This is a genomic window from Variovorax sp. V93 (assembly GCF_041154485.1).
Classification (GTDB): domain Bacteria; phylum Pseudomonadota; class Gammaproteobacteria; order Burkholderiales; family Burkholderiaceae_C; genus Variovorax; species Variovorax beijingensis_A.
On the sequence record NZ_AP028669.1, the window covers coordinates 145562 to 162142 of the forward strand.

17 protein-coding genes are annotated in these 16581 nt (G+C 67.4%); 4 read left to right on the forward strand and 13 right to left on the reverse strand.

Features of this window, described 5'->3' with window-relative positions:
- The first annotated feature begins 13 nt into the window (after positions 1-13).
- Complete coding sequence (locus tag ACAM54_RS00740; RefSeq protein ID WP_369649480.1) at positions 14-1174, forward strand: ABC transporter substrate-binding protein; 1161 nt, start codon at positions 14-16, stop codon at positions 1172-1174.
- Positions 1175-1190: 16 nt separating this feature from the next.
- On the opposite strand, the gene ACAM54_RS00745 is transcribed toward ACAM54_RS00740, so the two are convergent.
- The 8 genes from ACAM54_RS00745 to ACAM54_RS00780 form a co-directional block, all read right to left on the reverse strand.
- Entirely contained in the window at positions 1191-1895 is a 705-nt protein-coding gene (locus ACAM54_RS00745; protein WP_369649481.1) for an ABC transporter ATP-binding protein, read from the reverse strand.
- Positions 1888-2655: an ABC transporter ATP-binding protein gene (locus ACAM54_RS00750; protein WP_369649482.1), complete on the reverse strand. Its 768-nt coding sequence runs from the start codon at positions 2653-2655 to the stop codon at positions 1888-1890. Before ACAM54_RS00750 ends, ACAM54_RS00745 begins: the two co-directional genes overlap by 8 nt.
- Positions 2652-3617, reverse strand: coding sequence for a branched-chain amino acid ABC transporter permease (locus ACAM54_RS00755; protein WP_369649483.1), 966 nt, complete (start codon positions 3615-3617; stop codon positions 2652-2654). Before ACAM54_RS00755 ends, ACAM54_RS00750 begins: the two co-directional genes overlap by 4 nt.
- A gap of 325 nt (positions 3618-3942) precedes the next feature.
- On the reverse strand, positions 3943-4803 hold the full coding sequence (locus ACAM54_RS00760; protein WP_369649484.1) for a branched-chain amino acid ABC transporter permease: 861 nt from the start codon (positions 4801-4803) through the stop codon (positions 3943-3945).
- Positions 4804-4840: 37 nt separating this feature from the next.
- A complete protein-coding gene (locus ACAM54_RS00765; protein ID WP_369649485.1) occupies positions 4841-6037 on the reverse strand; it encodes an ABC transporter substrate-binding protein in 1197 nt (398 codons plus the stop codon).
- Positions 6038-6085: 48 nt separating this feature from the next.
- Entirely contained in the window at positions 6086-6409 is a 324-nt protein-coding gene (locus ACAM54_RS00770) for a 2Fe-2S iron-sulfur cluster-binding protein (RefSeq protein WP_369649486.1), read from the reverse strand.
- 11 nt (positions 6410-6420) lie between these two features.
- On the reverse strand, positions 6421-7869 hold the full coding sequence (locus tag ACAM54_RS00775) for a glutamine synthetase family protein (protein ID WP_369649487.1): 1449 nt from the start codon (positions 7867-7869) through the stop codon (positions 6421-6423).
- 11 nt (positions 7870-7880) lie between these two features.
- The gene (locus ACAM54_RS00780; protein ID WP_369649488.1) at positions 7881-9212 is read right to left on the reverse strand and encodes a Rieske 2Fe-2S domain-containing protein; all 1332 of its coding nucleotides are present in this window, start codon (positions 9210-9212) and stop codon (positions 7881-7883) included.
- Positions 9213-9497: 285 nt separating this feature from the next.
- Here ACAM54_RS00780 and ACAM54_RS00785 point away from each other — a divergent pair, with 285 nt between their 5' ends.
- The gene (locus ACAM54_RS00785) at positions 9498-10229 is read left to right on the forward strand and encodes a GntR family transcriptional regulator (RefSeq protein WP_369649489.1); all 732 of its coding nucleotides are present in this window, start codon (positions 9498-9500) and stop codon (positions 10227-10229) included.
- 34 nt (positions 10230-10263) lie between these two features.
- On the opposite strand, the gene ACAM54_RS00790 is transcribed toward ACAM54_RS00785, so the two are convergent.
- Complete coding sequence (locus ACAM54_RS00790) at positions 10264-11070, reverse strand: metallophosphoesterase (protein ID WP_369649490.1); 807 nt, start codon at positions 11068-11070, stop codon at positions 10264-10266.
- A 125-nt stretch (positions 11071-11195) separates the two neighbouring features.
- On the opposite strand from ACAM54_RS00790, the gene ACAM54_RS00795 reads away from it, so the two are divergent.
- Positions 11196-11369: a hypothetical protein gene (locus ACAM54_RS00795; RefSeq protein WP_369649491.1), complete on the forward strand. Its 174-nt coding sequence runs from the start codon at positions 11196-11198 to the stop codon at positions 11367-11369.
- A gap of 9 nt (positions 11370-11378) precedes the next feature.
- On the opposite strand, the gene ACAM54_RS00800 is transcribed toward ACAM54_RS00795, so the two are convergent.
- Positions 11379-12359, reverse strand: a complete 981-nt coding sequence (locus ACAM54_RS00800; RefSeq protein WP_369649492.1) for a LysR family transcriptional regulator — start codon at positions 12357-12359, stop codon at positions 11379-11381.
- A gap of 107 nt (positions 12360-12466) precedes the next feature.
- Here ACAM54_RS00800 and ACAM54_RS00805 point away from each other — a divergent pair, with 107 nt between their 5' ends.
- Entirely contained in the window at positions 12467-13015 is a 549-nt protein-coding gene (locus ACAM54_RS00805) for a hypothetical protein (protein ID WP_192326721.1), read from the forward strand.
- 99 nt (positions 13016-13114) lie between these two features.
- On the opposite strand, the gene ACAM54_RS00810 is transcribed toward ACAM54_RS00805, so the two are convergent.
- The 3 genes from ACAM54_RS00810 to ACAM54_RS00820 form a co-directional block, all read right to left on the reverse strand.
- The gene (locus ACAM54_RS00810) at positions 13115-14977 is read right to left on the reverse strand and encodes a phosphoenolpyruvate carboxykinase (GTP) (protein ID WP_209535795.1); all 1863 of its coding nucleotides are present in this window, start codon (positions 14975-14977) and stop codon (positions 13115-13117) included.
- Between the two features lie 148 nt (positions 14978-15125).
- Positions 15126-15278, reverse strand: a complete 153-nt coding sequence (locus tag ACAM54_RS00815; protein ID WP_012745313.1) for a hypothetical protein — start codon at positions 15276-15278, stop codon at positions 15126-15128.
- Between the two features lie 87 nt (positions 15279-15365).
- Positions 15366-16571 (reverse strand): threonine ammonia-lyase, encoded by a 1206-nt coding sequence (locus tag ACAM54_RS00820; protein ID WP_369649493.1) that lies wholly within the window; start codon positions 16569-16571, stop codon positions 15366-15368.
- Positions 16572-16581: the final 10 nt, after the last annotated feature.

Sequence of the window (16581 nt, forward strand, 5' to 3'; positions counted from 1 at the left end):
CGGAGACTTCGACATGACCGTTCCCGTGCCGCGCGAGTCGATTGCGCCGCTTTCCACCCGCCGTCGCCATGTGCTGACCGGTCTGGCCGCAACGGCGGCCGGTGCGAGCCTGGGATTTCCGGCGCTGGCGCAGAGCAGGGCCGTCCGCATCGGGACCACCTTCGACAACAGCAGCGTCGAGAAGGCCAACGGCCAGGGGCTCCACCAGGGTTCGAGCGCCTTCTTCAATGCGCTGAACAAGGCAGGGGGCATCAACGGCACGAAGATCGAACTCGTCATGGCCGACGACCAGTTCAAGCCCGACCTCGCCAAGGCCAATGCACTGGCCTTCGAGAAGGACAGCTCCGTGCTCGCGCTGGTGCATCCGCTCGGCACCCGCCAGACGTCCGAGGTGATGGACGCCGTGCCCGGCATGGCCGTGGTGGGGCCCATCACCGGCACCATCTCGCTGCGCAAGAAGACCTCGCCCAATACCTTCTGGGTGCGCGTCAACTACGACCAGGAAATCGACAAGCTCGTGAGCACGGCGGCCGTGCTGGGCCAGAGCCGCATCGGTCTCGTGCATTCGAACGATCCGCTCGGGCAATCGGTGCTGGCAGCGTTCAAGGCATCGCTCGCCAAGGCCAGGCTGGAGCCGGCCGTCATCGCGACCACGCCCAACACCACCAGCATGGAAGTCGGCCCCGCGGCCGAGGCCATCGCCAAGGCCAAGCCGCAGGTCGTGCTCATCGGCCTGGCCGGCACGGCGCCGGCTTTCATGAAGGCATTGCGCGACGCGGGCGGCAACAGCTCGGCCTACGGGCTTTCGATCACTGCAAGCGCGCTGTCCGCCATGGGCGACCTGGCGCGCGGCCTGGGCTTCGTGGTCGTGGTGCCGTCGCCGTTCTCGACCAGGTTCGAGATCGTGCGCCGCTACCAGGCCGACATGCTGGCCAACGGCACCAGGGAGTTCTCGCTGACCAGCCTGGAGGGCTACATGAACGCCGCCGTGCTCGCCGAAGGCATGCGCCGCGCCGGCGGCTCGCTCACGCGCGCTTCGGTGATGGCGGGAATGGCCAGCATCGAGAATTTCGATCTGGGCGGGGTGAAGATCAGCTACGGGCGCACGAACCGCGAAGGCGGGCAGTTCGTGGACGTGGCCGTGATCGGCAGCCGCGGCCAGATGCTGAGCTAGGTTCTCGACCCGGCAATCAGACCCCCACGCCGAGCAGCCCTTCGAGCAGGCCGTGATCGGCGGCCAGCTCGTTGCTCGGCCCGGCATGCACCACGGTGCCGCGCTCCAGCACGATCGCGCGGTGCGTCATCTCCAGCGCCAGCACGGGGTGCTGCTCCACGACGACGGACGCCAGGCCTTCGGCCTCGCACAGGCGGCGAATCGCGGCGGCCAGCTCTTCCACGATGATCGGCGCCAGGCCTTCCATCGGTTCGTCGAGCAGCAGCAGCTTCGGATGGGTCATCAGCGCGCGGCCGATGGCGAGCATCTGCTGTTCGCCGCCGGAGAGCTGGTTGCCGTAGTTGCTGCGCCGCTCGCGCAGGCGCGGAAAGAAGCCGTAGACGCGCTGGAGGTTCCAGCCGCCCGGCCGCGCGATCACCGTGAGGTTTTCTTCCACGGTGAGCGAGGGAAACACCTCGCGCTCCTGCGGCACCCAGCCCAGGCCCGCGCGCGCGCGCCGGTGCGAGGGCCAGCGCGTGATGTCCGCGCCCTGCCATCGGACCGCGCCCTGCATCACGCGGGTGTTGCCCATCAGCGTTTCCAGCAGCGTGGTCTTGCCCACGCCGTTGCGCCCGAGGATGGCGAGGCTTTCGCCCTGCCGCAGCGAAAAGTCGAGACGGTCGAGCACCACGGCGTTGCCGTAGCCGGCCGTGACGTGGTCGAAGGCAAGCACTTCAGACATGGCGATGGGAGCGTCCAAGGTAGACCTCGCGCACGCGCGGGTCGGCGCCGATCTCGGCCGGAGTGCCTTCGGTGAGGATGCGGCCGCCCACCAGCACCGAGATGCGGCGCGAGAAGCGGAAGACGAGCTTCATGTCGTGCTCGATGAACAGCACGCTGATGTCGTCCGGCAGCGCCGCGATGGCTTCGAACAATTCGCCGCTCTCGTCCTGCGGCACACCGGCCGCGGGCTCGTCGAGCAGCAGGATGCGGGGCTTGGCCGCAAGCGCCAGCGCAATCTCGAGCAGGCGCTGCTTGCCGTAGGCCAGCTCGGCCACGGGCACGTCGGCCAGGCTGTCGAGCTTGAGCGTGCCGAGCAGCGCATGCGCCTCGTCGAACACCGCCGTGCAGCCCTTGAGCGGCCGCCACCAGGTGGCGCCCAGCCCTTCGCGCTCGCTGATGGCGAGGACGACCGACAGCAGCGGCGTGAGACTGGGAAACAGCATGTTGATCTGGAAGGTGCGCGCCAGCCCCATGCGGGCGCGCCTGTCGCCCGAGAGGCGGGTGATGTCGCGATCGCCCATGTGGATCGATCCGCTCGTGGGCCTGAACACGCCGGTGAGCAGGTTGATGAGCGTGGTCTTGCCCGCACCGTTCGGGCCGATCAGTGCCTGGCGCGCGCCAGGTTCGAGCGAGAGGTTCACTTCGCCCACCGCCTGGAAGGCGCCGAAGCGGATGCCCAGGTTCTGCGTGCGCAGCGTGTGCGGGGTCGTGCGGCTCATCGCGTCGCCTTCCCCGTGCGCACGAGCCGCGAGAGCGCACCCATGATGCCGCCGCGCCCCAGCATGACCGCCGCGATCAGGAAGATGCCGAGCCAGAACATCCAGTACTGCGGGTTCATGTCCGCGAACCAGTCGTGCACCAGCATGTAGACGATGGCGCCGATCATCCCGCCGTACAGGCGACCCGTGCCGCCGAGCACCAGGATGATCAGCACTTCGGCCGAGCGGTTGAAGCCGATCGACTCGATGCCGACGAACTGCGTGGTCTGTGCCAGCAGCCCGCCCGCCACGCCGGCCACGGCCGCCGACATGGCATAGGCCATGCGCAGCCGCGCCTCGACCGGAGAACCGATGGCCGTCATGCGCTTGCGGCTGTCGTGGATGCCGCGCAGCGCGAGGCCGAAGGGCGAGCGCAGCACCAGCCGCACCAGCAGGAACATCGCGAGCACCACGACGAAGGCATAGCAGAACGCGGTCTTGCCGTACAGGTCGAAGTCGAAGAGGCCGAGCACCGGCGCGATGACCACGCCCTGCAGGCCGTCGGTGCCGCCGGTGATGCCAGAGAGCCGGTTGGCCAATTCGTAGAGCAGCACGCACACGCCGATGGTGATCATCAGCCGCGTGAGGTCGGCGCCGCGCACCACGAGGTAGCTCAGTGCGTAGCCGAGCAGGCCGCTCGCGACCAGCGCGAACACGAGGCCGGTGAAGGGTTCGCTCCAGCCGTATTTGGCGAGCAGGCCGGCCGCATAGGCACCTGCGCCGAAGAAGGCCGCGTGGCCGACGGTGAGGATGCCGGCGTAGCCCAGCGCCATGTCGAGCGACACGGCGAACAGGCCGAAGATCATGATCTGGCTCATCAGCGTGAGCTTGTCGGGCAGCAGGAAGAAGCTCGACGCGAGTGCCAGCCAGAAAGCAGTTTCGGCGATGCGCAGGTGCGTGGGGAACATCGTGACAGGCTTCATCCTGGGTGCCCTGTGCGTTGTGTTGCGTAGTGCCGGTGTGCGGAGCGCTGTTGTTCAGGGCGCGTGCGCAGGGCATCGGGTACTCCCCTCCGCGAATGTCCCCCGGCTTCGCCTCCTCCTTTATTTCGCTGCGGGGAGCACCCGATGCCCTGCGCACGAGAGGCGCGGCTCCTGTGCCGACCGATCAACGACTGCTCTGCCCAACGATCACGTCGATGGGGTGCCTTGCGCAGCGAAATAAAGGGGGAGGCCGCAGGCCGGAGGACATTCGCGGAGCAAGGTACCCCGTCGGCGCGATCGCGCCCTGAACAACGCACGGTGTGTTTCACGCGATCCCCTTCTTCGCCACGATGCCATTCGGCCGCACCAGCAGCATGGCGATCATGAACACATAGATGAGAAAGGCGCCTGCTTCCGGCAGGTAGTATTTGCCAGCCACGTCGACGATGCCGACCAGCAGCGCCGCAATGAACGGCCCGGTCACGGTGCCCGCACCTCCCACGCACACCACCATCAGGAAGTAGACGAGGTACTTGAGCGGGAACGAAGGCTCCAGCCCCAGCATGCCCAGGCTCAGCGCGCCGCCCAGGCCCGCGAGGCCGCAGCCCAGCGAGAAAGTCAGGAAGAACAGGCGCTGCACATGGATGCCGGTGCCGCCCGCCACGCGCTGGTTGTCGACGGCCGCGCGCACCATCGCGCCGTAGCGCGTCTTGCCCAGGCCCAGCAGCAGCGCGGCCAGCACGGCCACGCCGCAGACGATCAGGAACAGGCGATAGCGCCCCACTTCGAGGCCGAGCAGCGCGACCTGTCCGTCGAGCGCCGGCGGCAGGGTGAAGGGCTGCATCGTCGGGCCGAAGAAATACGTGAAGGCGGCGATCGACACGAACACCACGCCGATGGACAGCAGCACCTGGTCGAGCGGATGCGCGCGGTACAGCCGCCGGTAGAACACGAACTCCAGCACCGCGCCCACCAGCGCCGCCGCCACGAAGGCGGCGGCCAGCGAAAGGCCGAAGCCCAGCCCCCATTGGTTCATCAGCACGCTTGCCGCATAGCCGCCCACCATCGCGAAGCTGCCGTGCGCGAGGTTGACGAAATTCATGAGCCCCATCGTGATGGACAGGCCCACGCCGATGAGGAACAGGAGCATGCCGTAGGCCACCCCGTCGAAGATCACGATGCCCATGGGCCTCCTGTTGCTGCGCTGCTTGCCGGTGTGCTGCTTAGTTCGAGCTTTCCTTGGCCGGGTCCTTCACGCGGTCGAACTTGTCGAACTCCACGTTCACCAGCTGGCCGTTCACGCGCTCGGTCTTGCGGATGTAGACGGTCTGCACGATGTCGCGCGTGAGCGGGTCCACCTCGATCGGGCCGCGCGGGCTCTCGAAGCGCAGGCCGCGCAGCGCATCCATGAACTTGTCGCCGCTCGCGTCGCCCTTGGTCTTTTGCAGCGTGAGGTCGATGGCGGCCATGGCGTCGTAGGCCGTGACGGCGAAGTAGCTCGGGCGCAGCCTGGCGCCGTTGTCGGCGGCAAAGTCCTTCACGAACTTCTGGTTCTTGGGCGACGGGTGCGCGAACGAGTAGTGGTGGCTGGTGACCAGGCCGAGCGCCACGTCGCCGGTGGCGTCGAGGTAGCTGTCGTCGGTGGCTTCGCCAGTCGCGTAGAGCTTGATGCCGGCCTGCTCCATGCCGCGCTCCTTCCACACCTTGAGGAAGGCCGGCGGCATCACGCCCGAGGGAAAGAAGAAGAACACGGCCTGGGGCTTGGCGTCCTTGATGCGCTGCACGTAGGCCGAGAAGTCGGGGTTGTTCATCGGCGTGCGCACCTCGCCCGAGACCTTGCCGCCGCCGGCGGTGAAGGTCTTCTTGAAGGCGGTCTCGGCATCGACCCCCGAGGCGTAGTCGGCCACCACGGTGTAGGCGTCCTTGATGCCTTCCTTGAGCATGTAGCGCGCCATCGGGTCGGTGACCTGCTGCACGGTGAACGACAGCCGCGCCACGTAGGGCGAGCTGGTGGTGATGGCCGAGGATGCGGCGTTCATCACAATCGTCGGGATCCTGGCCTGCGTGGCGATGGCGCCCACGGCGTAGGCGTTGGGGCTGAAGTCCAGGCCGGTGAGCACGTTCACCTTGTCGCGCACGATGAGCTCCTGCGCAATGCGCTTGGCGGCGTCGGGCGCGGGGCCGGCGGTGTCCTTCTTGATGATCTCGACGGTGCGCCCGCCCACCTTGCCGCCGTGCTCCTTGAGGTAGAGCGCGATGCCGGCGTCGAACTGGCGGCCATAGTCGGCGTACGGGCCGGAATAGGTGGCAATGAGGCCGATGCGCAGCGGCTCGTCGGCGGCCTGCGCCGTGCTGCCGAGCAGGCCGAAGCCGGCGAGCAGGAGGGTCGAGAGAACGGTTCTCTTCGTCATCGTCGTCATGGAAAAACGCCTTTCAGGTGGGGTGAATGCGGAGCGAGCGAGTGTGCTTCAGACCTGTGTCTCTGGAATGTGCACCCTGAGGCCGTCGAAGGCCGCCGTCACGCTGAGCTGGCAGCTCAGCCGCGAATGGGGCCGGCGCTCGGCCGCGACGGCGTCGAGCAGCGCGCTCTCCATGTCGTCGGGCGGCGGCAGCATGCCTGCGAAGGCGTCGTCCACGTAGACGTGGCAGGTGGCGCAGGAACAGCAGCCGCCGCACTCGGCGTCGATGCCGCGCACGTTGCCGCGGATGGCGGTCTCCATCACGCTGGCGCCGATCTTGGCGTCGACCTCGCGCGTGGTGCCGTCCTTGAGGATGTAGTGGATCGTGGGCATGAAAGAAGGGCTTAGAACATGTCGAAGTACTCGCGGTGTTCCCACTCCGAGACTTCAAGGTTGAAGCGGGCGATTTCCGCTTCCTTGATGTGGCAGAGGTAGTCGATGAAGACCTTGCCCATCTGCGCGTTGAGCATCTCGTCCCTGCGCAGGCAGGCGAGCGCGTCACCCAGCGAGCGCGGCAGTTGCTCGGCCGGCGTTTCATACGGCGCGTCGGCCGAAGGACCGGGGTCGATGCCGTTGCGGATGCCGTCGAGCCCCGAGAACAGCTGCGACGCGAGATAAAGATACGGATTCGCCGTCGGCTCGCCCACGCGGTTCTCGATGCGCGAGGCGCTCTGGCCCACGCCGCCGAGCACGCGCAGCATCGCGCCGCGGTTGTCGCGCGCCCAGATCGCGCGGTCGGGTGCGAGCGAGAAGGGGCGATAGCGCCGGTAGCCGTTGATCGTGGGGCTCGCCAGGGCCGCCGCACCGCAGGCATGGGCTTTCAGGCCGCCGAGGTAGTGCATGCCGATCCCGCTGAGGTCCCGGCCTTCGGCCTCGGGCATGAAGGCGTTGACACCGTCGCTCTTGCGCCGCAGCGACTGGTGCAGGTGCCAGCCGCTGGACATCACGTTCGGGATCTTCGGCCGGCACATGAAGGTGGCGTGCAGCCCGTGGCGCTGGCAGATCTGCTTGATCGCGCTGCGCAGCAGCACCATGGTGTCGGCCGGCATCACGCCGGCCGTGGGGCCGAAGGTCAGCTCGAACTGGCTCGGGCCGAACTCGATCTCGAGCGAGCGCAGCGGCAGGCCGAGCGCGATCAGATTGGAGCGCAGCAACTCCATCAGTTCGTCGACGCGGTCGTAGCGCAGCTCGGTCAAATACTGGTGGCCGTGCGAGAGCAGCGACACGCGCGGCGGCTCGCCGGGCTGGCCCGAATCGGCCAGGCCCATGCGGGCGTCGTCGAGCTTGAAGACATGGAACTCCACCTCGAGGCCGGCGATGAAATCGAGCCCCAGCTCGTCGAGCTGCCGCACCGCGCGCTGCAGGATCTGCCGCGTCGCGAAGGGGCAGGGCTTGCCGTCGGCCATGTAGGCATCGCACAGGATCCAACCGGTGCGTGGCGCCCAGGGCAGCACCTTGAAGGTGGCGGGGTCGGCCAGGATGGTGAAATCCGCGCCGCCCTGCAGGCCTTCGATGGCGAAGCCGCCGTTCGCGCTGAACACCGGGAACACGGTCTTGTGCGAGGTGTCCTTGGCGAGCAGCGTGGAGGTGAGGTTCACGCCTTCCCACAGCGCAGCGCGCGCCTCGCTGGCAACCAGCGTCTTGCCGCGCAGCAGGCCGTGCTGGTCGGGCCAGGCGAAGCGGACCACGTCCACCTCGCCGCTGTCGATGCGGCGCACCAGCTCGCGCGCCTGTGCATGCTGGTCGTCGGACCAGAGACCGAAGCGGTCCACGAAGGTGTTGCTGCTGCTCATGGCGGGCCTGCTCAGGCAGCGAGCCGTGCGCTGGCCCAGTCCGACTTGAGGCGGCGTGCGCGGTCGGCCTCCTGCCAGTAGGCCTCGGTGGCCTCTTCGCCGCTGACGTGGCCGATGCCGTCGATGGACGGCGGCCCGGTCATCGCGCTGGCCTGCGCGGCGTCGATGAGCATCGGCGCGCTCTCGCCGGCCAGCGTGGCTTCGATGGCCTTCACCAGCACGCGGCGGTAGGCAATGATGCCCTTGTCGGTGCTGCCCAGGTGCTCGCGCGTGCGGTCCTGGATGGGGCCCTGCGACTCCACCGCCCATTGGTCGTGCACGTTGATGTCGTCGCCCATGCCGGTGTAGGTTTCGGTGCGCTGCTCGTCGACGCTGTAGCCGTAGTTGTTGCGCTTGTTCTTGCGCGAGGTGTAGTCGGGCAGTTCGTAGAGCGCGAGGCGCTGGTCGCGCATCTGCTGCTTGTCGACCGGGCCGGTGAAGCTCGTGAAGATGGCATACCAGTAGCAGTGCGTGTCGTCGACCGGCACATGCCATTGCGAGATGGTCATCTCGGCGCTCATCGGGATCACGAAGGCCTGCGGGAACACCACGTTGGTCACGCGCACGTGCGTGGTGTCTTCCGAGAGCTTGCGCAGCGCCTTCAGGCGCAAGCCGTAGTCGGTGGGCTCCACGCTGATGTCGGGGCGGTCGTACTCGCGCAGCACCTTGGTGATCGGCATGTCGGAATCGGCCGAGGCGCCGCGGAACTGCTTGCCGTAGCTCTCGGAGGTGTCCGCGTCCTCGAAGAAGCGGTGCAGGTACGACGCATGTGCGGGGTCGATGCCCACCTCGAGCGCCTGCAGCCAGTTGCATTCGAACAGGCCCTTGAACGCGAAGGTGTGGCTGTCGGGCGCGACGAAGCAGTCGAACTCGGGGAAGGCCGGGGGCTCGCCCTCGCCGATGTACGCGAACACCACGCCGCTTTTCTCGACCACCGGATAGGCCGACTGCCTGATGCGGCTGCACAGCTTGCTGGTGGCGGGTTCGGCGGGGGTTTCGAGGCAGTTGCCCTTGGCGTCGAACAGCCAGCCGTGGAAGGCGCAGCGCAGGCCCCCGTTCTCCAGGCGTCCGAAGGCCAGGTCGGCGCCGCGGTGCGGGCAGTCGCGGTCGAGCATGCCGAGCTGGCCGTTTTCATCACGGAACAGCACGAAGTCCTGGCCCATGAGCTTCACGGGCTTGACCGGGCGCGGGCCCGCCAGTTCGTCGGCCAGGGCCACCGGCTGCCAGTAGCGGCGCAGCAGCTTGCCGGCGGGCGCGCCGGGTCCGACGCGGGTGATGAAATCATTTTGTTCGGCGCTGATCATCGTGCGGGCTCCATCGTGGTGCTTCAGAAAGAAGTCTGCAGGCATTGCATGCAGTTGTATGCATTGTCTGGGTGTTCCTCGATCCGGGTCAAACCTTTATCGGCAATTTCGTCCTAAATCGAGGGATGATGGCGCTAAATATAGGGTTAACGAGAGGCTCTGCATGTATTTTTGACGCATATTGCCTAGAGGTGCATGCAACAACCGAGCCAAGGTAAATATGCTGCGTGCAATGGCGGGCAGGTCTCCTAGAATCCGCACATCCCCTCTCCCTGGCGCTTCCCGATGGACTCCCAACAATCCCGCGTGCTGGTGCAGCTGCGCGACTTGATTCTCAAGGGCGAATTCGTGCCCGGAGAGCGGCTGGCCGAGATTCCGATCGCCGAGAAACTCGGCGCCTCGCGCACCCCCGTGCGCCTGGCGCTGGCCAGCCTCGAGCACGAAGGCCTGATCGAGCAATCGCCCGGCGGCGGCTACCAGATGCGCCGCTTCACCTCGCAGGAAGTGGCCGACGCCATCCGCGTTCGCGGCGTGGTCGAAGGCTTCGCGGCGCGCCTGCTGGCCGAGGACGGTGCACCACGACAGTTGCTGCGTGACCTGAAAGAGTGCCTCGAGGCCGGCGACCGGGCGGTGAACAAGCCCAGCATGGAGCTGGACGACTACGCGGCCTACGTCGAGATGAACGACCGCTTCCACAAGCTGATCGTCGAAGGCTGCGGCAACCTTGCGCTCAAGCGCGTGATGGACATGCTTGGCGGCCAGCCCTTCGCCGCGCCCAGCGCGATGCTGCCGATGCAGTCGTCGATGGAAGAGGGCCAGCAGTGGATGCGCCAGGCGCACCGCACGCACCATGCGATGGTGCAGGCCATCGAGCGCGGGCAGGGCTCGCGCGCGCAGGCGCTGGGCGAGGAGCACGTCGAGATCGCACGCATGAACCTCGACTACGCGCTCGAACGCCCCGAACTCGCGGCCGAACTGATGCCCGGCATTCGCCTGGTGGCCAAGGGGCGCGGCTAGCTGAGCCTCGCCAGGGCGCGGCCGCAAACCGCGCTCAGGGCACCTCGATCAGCAGGTCCGGGCGAAAGCTCTCCTGTTCGCCCTTGCCCTTGTAGCCGAGCGGGTTGGCGACCACGCGGCAGCCGTCCTTCACGTAGTCGGAGGGGCAGTGCAGGTGGCCGTGCAGCCACAGCTTGGCGCGCGGCAGCAGCGCATCGAGCGAATTGCAGAAGCCCGCGGTGCCGGGCGTGAGGCCGTAGCGTGGATCGGCGCTGGCGAGGCTGGGCGCGAAATGCGTGATGGCGACCGTGGCGCCGTCGAAAGGCTCGGCCAGCGCCTGTTCGAGCCAGGCCTGGCAGGCCAGCCCCTGCTCCCGCATGGCGCCGGCCATGAAGGGCTGGCCATGGCGCACCGTGGCGGCTTTCTCGAGATAGAAGTCGGCCGCGCGCATGGCCTTCCCGCGCTTCTTGAGCGCATCCGCCAGGCCGTCGGTGGGTTCCACCAGCGCGTCGAAGTCGGCCCAGAGCGTGGTGCCGATGAAGCGGATGCCGTCGATCACCAGGGTCTCGCGCTCCAGCCAGAGGATGTCGAGCTCCCGGCACAGCGCGCGCAGGCGCTCGTGGGTCTGGTCGAAATCGGTGTTGTCGTATTCGTGGTTGCCCGGCACGTACATCACGGGCACCGGCCAGCCGTTGCGGGGCGAGAAACGGCCCAGGCCGAAGTCGGGGTCGGTCAGGCGCGAGCCTTCCTGGTAGGAGCCGATGTCGCCCGCCAGCACCAGCATGTCGGCGCCGGGCGCGGGTTCGGCCTGGAAGCGGGGGTGGGACTCCAGGTGCAGGTCGGACAGCAATTGCAGCTTCATCGTCTTTTCAGTCTAGGGGAATCAGCCCATGCACAAAGCGCATGAAGTAGGGCTTCCAATATTAGGGATAACCCCTATTCTTAGGACATCAACCACTCCAGCGCAGCCAAGAGCAGCGCACTGTCATGTTCAGCCTCATTGCCCAAGTGGCCCGTTTCTTCCGTTCCTCCGATGCCAGCGCCCCGGCCAGCCACGCCGCCGCGCTGATGGAAACCGCCGACGTCCGCGCCGGCCGGGGCGCCCACCACGCGCAGGAACTGCGCGCTGCCGCCAGCGCCTGGCTCTCGGTCATCCGCTAGAAAACCCGGTCATCCGGGCACTTTTTGCCCGAGGACCGAATCCGCGAAGGCGGCCGCGGCGGAGCGCAGCAGCGCGGTGCGCAGCCATTCGTGCGCATGCCCGTGCTGCGCGCGGCGATGCCAGATGGCGTCGACGTGCACCATCGGCTGGTCGAAGGGCAGGTCGCGCAGCACCAGTTGCTCGTCGATGCCGGTCACGGTCACGAAATGGCGCGGCAGCACCGTCAGCAGGTCCGAATTCGCGACCACACGCCCGGCCGTGAAGAACTGGTTCACGGTCACCACGATGCGCCGCTCGCGCCCCATGGCGCCCAGCGTCTGGTCGATGAAGCCGTAGGGGCGCCCCGAAAAGCTCACGAGCAGGTGCCGCGCCGCGCAATAGTCGTCCAGCGTGAGCGGCGCATTCGCAAGCGGATGGCCGCGCCGCATCACGCACACGTACTGGCCCAGGTAGAGCCGCTGGGTCTCGAACGCCACCCCTGCGCCGGACTGCCCGCGCGCCGCGAGACTGGCGATCACGGCCGGAAAGTAGCCGACGGCCATGTCGACTTCCTCCTGCTCGAGCATCCGCCGTGGATCGCGCGTTGTAAGCGGCAGAACGCGCAGCGAGATAGCGGGCGCTTCCTTCTCCACGATCCGAACCAGTCCTGGAATGAGCTCGGCGGCGGTCGCATCGGCCATGGCCAGCAGGAAGGTGGTGTCCGCGGTCGATGCATCGAACTCGCCCGGCGCCAGCGTGTGCTGCAACTGCCGCAACGCATCCCGCACCGTGGGCCAGAGCGCCAGCGCGCGCGGCGTGGGCTCCACGCCCGCCCCCGCCCGGCTCACCAGCTCGTCGCCGAGCACCTCGCGCAGGCGGCGCAGCGCATTGCTCACGGCGGGCTGGGTGATCGACAGGTTGCGCGCGGCGCGCGTGAGGTTGCGCTCCGCCATCACCTCGTCGAAGACGCGGAGCAGGTTGAGGTCGAGTGTGCGGAAGTTGACGTCCATCAGTGATGTGAATGATAAACATCAGAAAGATAAAGTGGCAAAACACTAGGACAAACCCTAATATCTGTCCATCGGCATCAGCCATTCGTCCCACGGAGGGATTCATCATGACCAGCTTTGTCCACGTAGACCAACCCACTGTCCACCCCGGCGTCCAGCGCGCCGAGATCCTGTTCGGCCAGATCAAGGCCGCACGCGCCGGCGCGAACGGTTCGCGCCCGCTGATCGCCCTGCTGATCGTCGCCGTTGCCGCGGCGGTGATGGTGGTGGCCGACAAGCTCGTTTCCAACTGGGACGAAGGCGCGCTGCTCGCCGCCTGGGCCGTGCTCTGCGCCGCCGCCTTCGGCATTGCCGCGCTGTTCGCCGGCTCGCTGCGCGCTCCCCTGGCCCGCGTGGCCGGTGCCTGGAATGCAGCCGCCGCGCGCCGTGCCTCGGCCCGCGCCGACGCCCGCTTCCTCGAAACCGCGCAGAACGACCCGCGCGTGATGCAGGAACTGCAGGCCGCCACGTGGCGCCAGGAGTCCGAAGGCAAGGTGTCCGCCGCGGTCGTCGCCAAGGTGGACGCAGTGGCCCGCGCGGCCGCACGCTCCAGCGAAGCGCGCATGCCGACGCTCTACGAAGCCATGCGCCGCATGAACAGCTCGCGCTACTACTGATCGATCGGCGCCAGCCGCCGGCCGTTCAATGAAAAAGCCGCCCCTCCGGGCGGCTTTTTTGCGTGTGCGGCCAGGCCGCACAAGACCCGGGGAGCGGCCTCAGGCCGCCAGGCGCTGCTCGATGGCCGCCTTGGTTTCCGGCAGTTCCTTCGGCAGGTGGTGCGCCAGCTGCTGGAACAGCTCGGCATGCAGCTTCAGTTCGGCCTGCCAGGCAGCCTTGTCCATGCTGGTGACCGTGGCGAACTGCTCGGCGCTGAATTCCAGGCCGTTCCAGTTGAGGTCTTCGTAGCGCGGGCTCACGCCGGTGATGTGCTCGGTGCCCTTGGCGGTGCCTTCGACGCGGTCGATCATCCACTTGAGAACGCGCATGTTCTCGCCGTAGCCGGGCCAGACGAACTTGCCGTCGGCGCCCTTGCGGAACCAGTTGGTGGTGTAGATCTTCGGCAGCTTGGCGCCCGAGGCCTCGAGCTTCTTGCCCAGGTCGAGCCAGTGCTGGAAGTAGTCGCTCATGTTGTAGCCCGTGAACGGCAGCATCGCGAATGGGTCGCGGCGCACCACGCCCTGCTGGCCGGCGGCCGCGGCGGTGGTTTCGGAGCCCATGGTGGCGGCCATGTAGACGCCCTCGACCCAGTTGCGGGCCTCGGTCACGAGCGGCACGGTGGTCGAGCGGCGGCCGCCGAAGATGAAGGCATCGATGGCCACGCCCTTGGGGTCGTCCCAGGCGTCGTCGAGCGCGGGGTTGTTGATGGCGGCCACGGTGAAGCGCGAATTCGGATGCGCGGCCTTGGCGCCGGTTTCCTTGGCGATCTGCGGCGTCCAGTCCTTGCCCTGCCAGTCGATCAGGTGCGCGGGCAGCGTGCCGGTGTCCTGCTCCATGCCTTCCCACCAGACGTCGCCGTCGTCGGTGAGCGCGACGTTGGTGAAGATCACGTCGTGGTCCAGGCTGTCCATGCAGTTCGGGTTGGTCAGCATGTTGGTGCCGGGCGCCACGCCGAAGTAGCCGGCCTCGGGGTTGATCGCGTAGAGGCGGCCGTCCTTGCCGGGCTTGATCCAGGCGATGTCGTCGCCGATGGTGGTGACCTTCCAGCCTTCGAAGCCGGCGGGCGGCACCAGCATCGAGAAGTTGGTCTTGCCGCAGGCGCTCGGGAAGGCGGCGGCCACGTGGTATTTCTTGCCCTCGGGGTTGGTCACGCCGAGGATCAGCATGTGCTCGGCCAGCCAGCCTTCGTCGCGGCCCATGTTCGAGGCGATGCGCAGCGCGAAGCACTTCTTGCCCAGCAGCGCATTGCCGCCGTAGCCCGAGCCGTAGCTCCAGATCTCGCGCGTTTCGGGGTAGTGGACGATGTACTTGGTCTTGTTGCAGGGCCAGGCCACGTCCTTCTGGCCGGCCTCGAGCGGCGCACCCACGGTGTGCACGCAGGGCACGAATTCGCCGTCGGCGCCGAGCACCTCGTACACCGCCTTGCCCATGCGGGTCATGATGCGCATGTTGACCGCCACGTAAGGCGAGTCGGAGAGCTCGATGCCGATGTGGGCAATGGGCGAGCCCAGCGGGCCCATGCTGAACGGCACCACGTACATCGTGCGGCCCTTCATGCAGCCGTCGAACAGCGGCTGCAGCGTGGCGCGCATTTCGGCCGGGGCCATCCAGTTGTTGGTGGGGCCGGCATTTTCCTTTTTCTCGGAGCAGATGAAGGTGCGGTCCTCGACGCGCGCCACGTCGCTCGGGTCGGACACCGCGAGGAAGGAGTTGGGGCGCTTGGCCGGATTGAGCTTCTTGAAGGTGCCCGCGTCGACCAGCTGCTGGCAGAGGCGGTCGTACTCTTCCTTGCTGCCGTCGCACCAGTGGATGGCCTGGGGTTTGCAAAGCGCGGCCATGTCGGCCACCCAGGCAATCAGTTTTGCGTTCTTGACGTACGAGGGTGCCTGGATGGCGAGGCCCTGCATCGTGGGTGCGTTCATCGGAAATCTCCTAAGTTGAAAAAATCGTCTTTCCGAACGGGACGCCGCGCCTGCGATGGCGCGGAGGTCCGTTTGAGAAAACGTTTTCGCTTCGGGAGACTGCGTCAACGCGGGCCGCACGACCCGCGGACGAGGACGCAAATGGCTGTCAGGCCAAGTAGACGGCGATGGATGCCAGCAGCAGCATCAGCACGCCGCCGGCCAGCGGGAGCACGAGCGGCATCAGGTGCACGATCGATTCGACGGCGTCTTTTTCAACGGCGGCGGCGTGGCCGGGCTCGACGGGAGTAGGGTTGGACATTGATTACCTCGAATACGCAAATACGGAAAACTGCGGCCATTTTACCGGCGGCCCCCGGCGGCACGGTCTAGGGGGTTGCGAGCCCCTTCAGTGCTGCTCCTCGGCCTCGAAGCCGGCCTCGTGCAGCGCGCCCAGCACGCTGGCCAGGTGCGCCCGTCCGCGGGTCTGCAGCACCAGTTCGATGTCGACGTTCTGGGCTGCCAGCATGGTAAACGCTCTTTGGTGGTGAACCTCATCGACGTTAGCGCCCGCTTCCGCCACAGTGGCCGTGATCTGGGCCAACGAGCCCGGCACATCGCGCGCGCTCACCCGCACGCGCGCCAGCCGGCCGGCCCGCACCATGCCGCGTTCGATGATGGCCGCCAGCAGCAGCGGGTCGATGTTGCCGCCTGAAAGCACCAAGCCCACGCGCTTGCCCTTGAAGCGTCCCGGATGCCGGATCAGCGCCGCCAGGCCGGCCGCGCCCGCGCCCTCGACCAGCGTTTTCTCGATTTCGAGCAGCATCAGCACGCCCTGCTCGATGTCGCCTTCGTCGACCAGCAGCAGGTCGTCCACATGCCTGGCGATGATCTCGCGCGTGAGCACGCCGGGCGTTCCGACCGCAATGCCTTCGGCGATGGTGCTCTTGCCCTGCAGGTGCTGGGTGCCCTTGACGGCATTCACCATGCCCGGAAAGCGCGTGGTCTGCACGCCGACGATCTCGATGCCGGGCTTGCGCTCGCGCGCCGCGATCGCCATGCCCGCGATCAGCCCGCCGCCGCCGACCGACACCACCAGCGTGTCGAGGTCGGGCACCGCATCGAGCATTTCAAGCGCCACCGTGCCCTGGCCCGCGATGATGGCTTCGTCGTCGTAGGGATGAACGAAGGTCAGCCCCTCGCGTTCGGCCAGTTCCAGCGCATGCGCGCGCGCCGCCTCGAGCGTGTCGCCGTACAGCACCACCTCGGCCCCGAAACCGCGCGTGCGCTCGATCTTCACGCCGGGCGTGAAGCGGGGCATCACGATGAGTGCGCGCAGGCCGAGCCGCTGCGCGTGGTAGGCCACACCCTGGGCGTGGTTGCCGGCCGACATGGCCACCACGCCGCGCGTTGCTTCCTGGCTCTCCAGAAGATCGACCAGCTTGTTGCACGCCCCCCGCTCCTTGAACGAGGATGTGAACTGCAGATTCTCGAACTTCAGGTAGACCTGGGCGCCCACGATTTCGGAGAGCGTGCGCGATTCGACGCAGGGCGTGTTGAGCACCTGACCCTCGAGACGCGCCGCGGCGCGCCGGATTTCTTCGATTCCGACCATGGCGGGCATT

Excerpts from the sequence above, each read along its gene's own strand:
- ACAM54_RS00775 (WP_369649487.1), bottom strand. The coding sequence starts at position 7,869 with ATGAGCAGCAGCAACACCTTCGTGGACCGCTTCGGTCTCTGGTCCGAC.
- ACAM54_RS00795 (WP_369649491.1), top strand. The coding sequence starts at position 11,196 with ATGTTCAGCCTCATTGCCCAAGTGGCCCGTTTCTTCCGTTCCTCCGAT.
- ACAM54_RS00790 (WP_369649490.1), bottom strand. The coding sequence starts at position 11,070 with ATGAAGCTGCAATTGCTGTCCGACCTGCACCTGGAGTCCCACCCCCGC.
- ACAM54_RS00745 (WP_369649481.1), bottom strand. The coding sequence starts at position 1,895 with ATGTCTGAAGTGCTTGCCTTCGACCACGTCACGGCCGGCTACGGCAAC.
- ACAM54_RS00780 (WP_369649488.1), bottom strand. The coding sequence starts at position 9,212 with ATGATCAGCGCCGAACAAAATGATTTCATCACCCGCGTCGGACCCGGC.
- ACAM54_RS00750 (WP_369649482.1), bottom strand. The coding sequence starts at position 2,655 with ATGAGCCGCACGACCCCGCACACGCTGCGCACGCAGAACCTGGGCATC.
- ACAM54_RS00755 (WP_369649483.1), bottom strand. The coding sequence starts at position 3,617 with ATGAAGCCTGTCACGATGTTCCCCACGCACCTGCGCATCGCCGAAACT.
- ACAM54_RS00810 (WP_209535795.1), bottom strand. The coding sequence starts at position 14,977 with ATGAACGCACCCACGATGCAGGGCCTCGCCATCCAGGCACCCTCGTAC.
- ACAM54_RS00740 (WP_369649480.1), top strand. The coding sequence starts at position 14 with ATGACCGTTCCCGTGCCGCGCGAGTCGATTGCGCCGCTTTCCACCCGC.
- ACAM54_RS00805 (WP_192326721.1), top strand. The coding sequence starts at position 12,467 with ATGACCAGCTTTGTCCACGTAGACCAACCCACTGTCCACCCCGGCGTC.
- ACAM54_RS00785 (WP_369649489.1), top strand. The coding sequence starts at position 9,498 with ATGGACTCCCAACAATCCCGCGTGCTGGTGCAGCTGCGCGACTTGATT.
- ACAM54_RS00770 (WP_369649486.1), bottom strand. The coding sequence starts at position 6,409 with ATGCCCACGATCCACTACATCCTCAAGGACGGCACCACGCGCGAGGTC.
- ACAM54_RS00765 (WP_369649485.1), bottom strand. The coding sequence starts at position 6,037 with ATGACGACGATGACGAAGAGAACCGTTCTCTCGACCCTCCTGCTCGCC.
- ACAM54_RS00820 (WP_369649493.1), bottom strand. The coding sequence starts at position 16,571 with ATGGTCGGAATCGAAGAAATCCGGCGCGCCGCGGCGCGTCTCGAGGGT.
- ACAM54_RS00815 (WP_012745313.1), bottom strand. The coding sequence starts at position 15,278 with ATGTCCAACCCTACTCCCGTCGAGCCCGGCCACGCCGCCGCCGTTGAA.
- ACAM54_RS00800 (WP_369649492.1), bottom strand. The coding sequence starts at position 12,359 with ATGGACGTCAACTTCCGCACACTCGACCTCAACCTGCTCCGCGTCTTC.
- ACAM54_RS00760 (WP_369649484.1), bottom strand. The coding sequence starts at position 4,803 with ATGGGCATCGTGATCTTCGACGGGGTGGCCTACGGCATGCTCCTGTTC.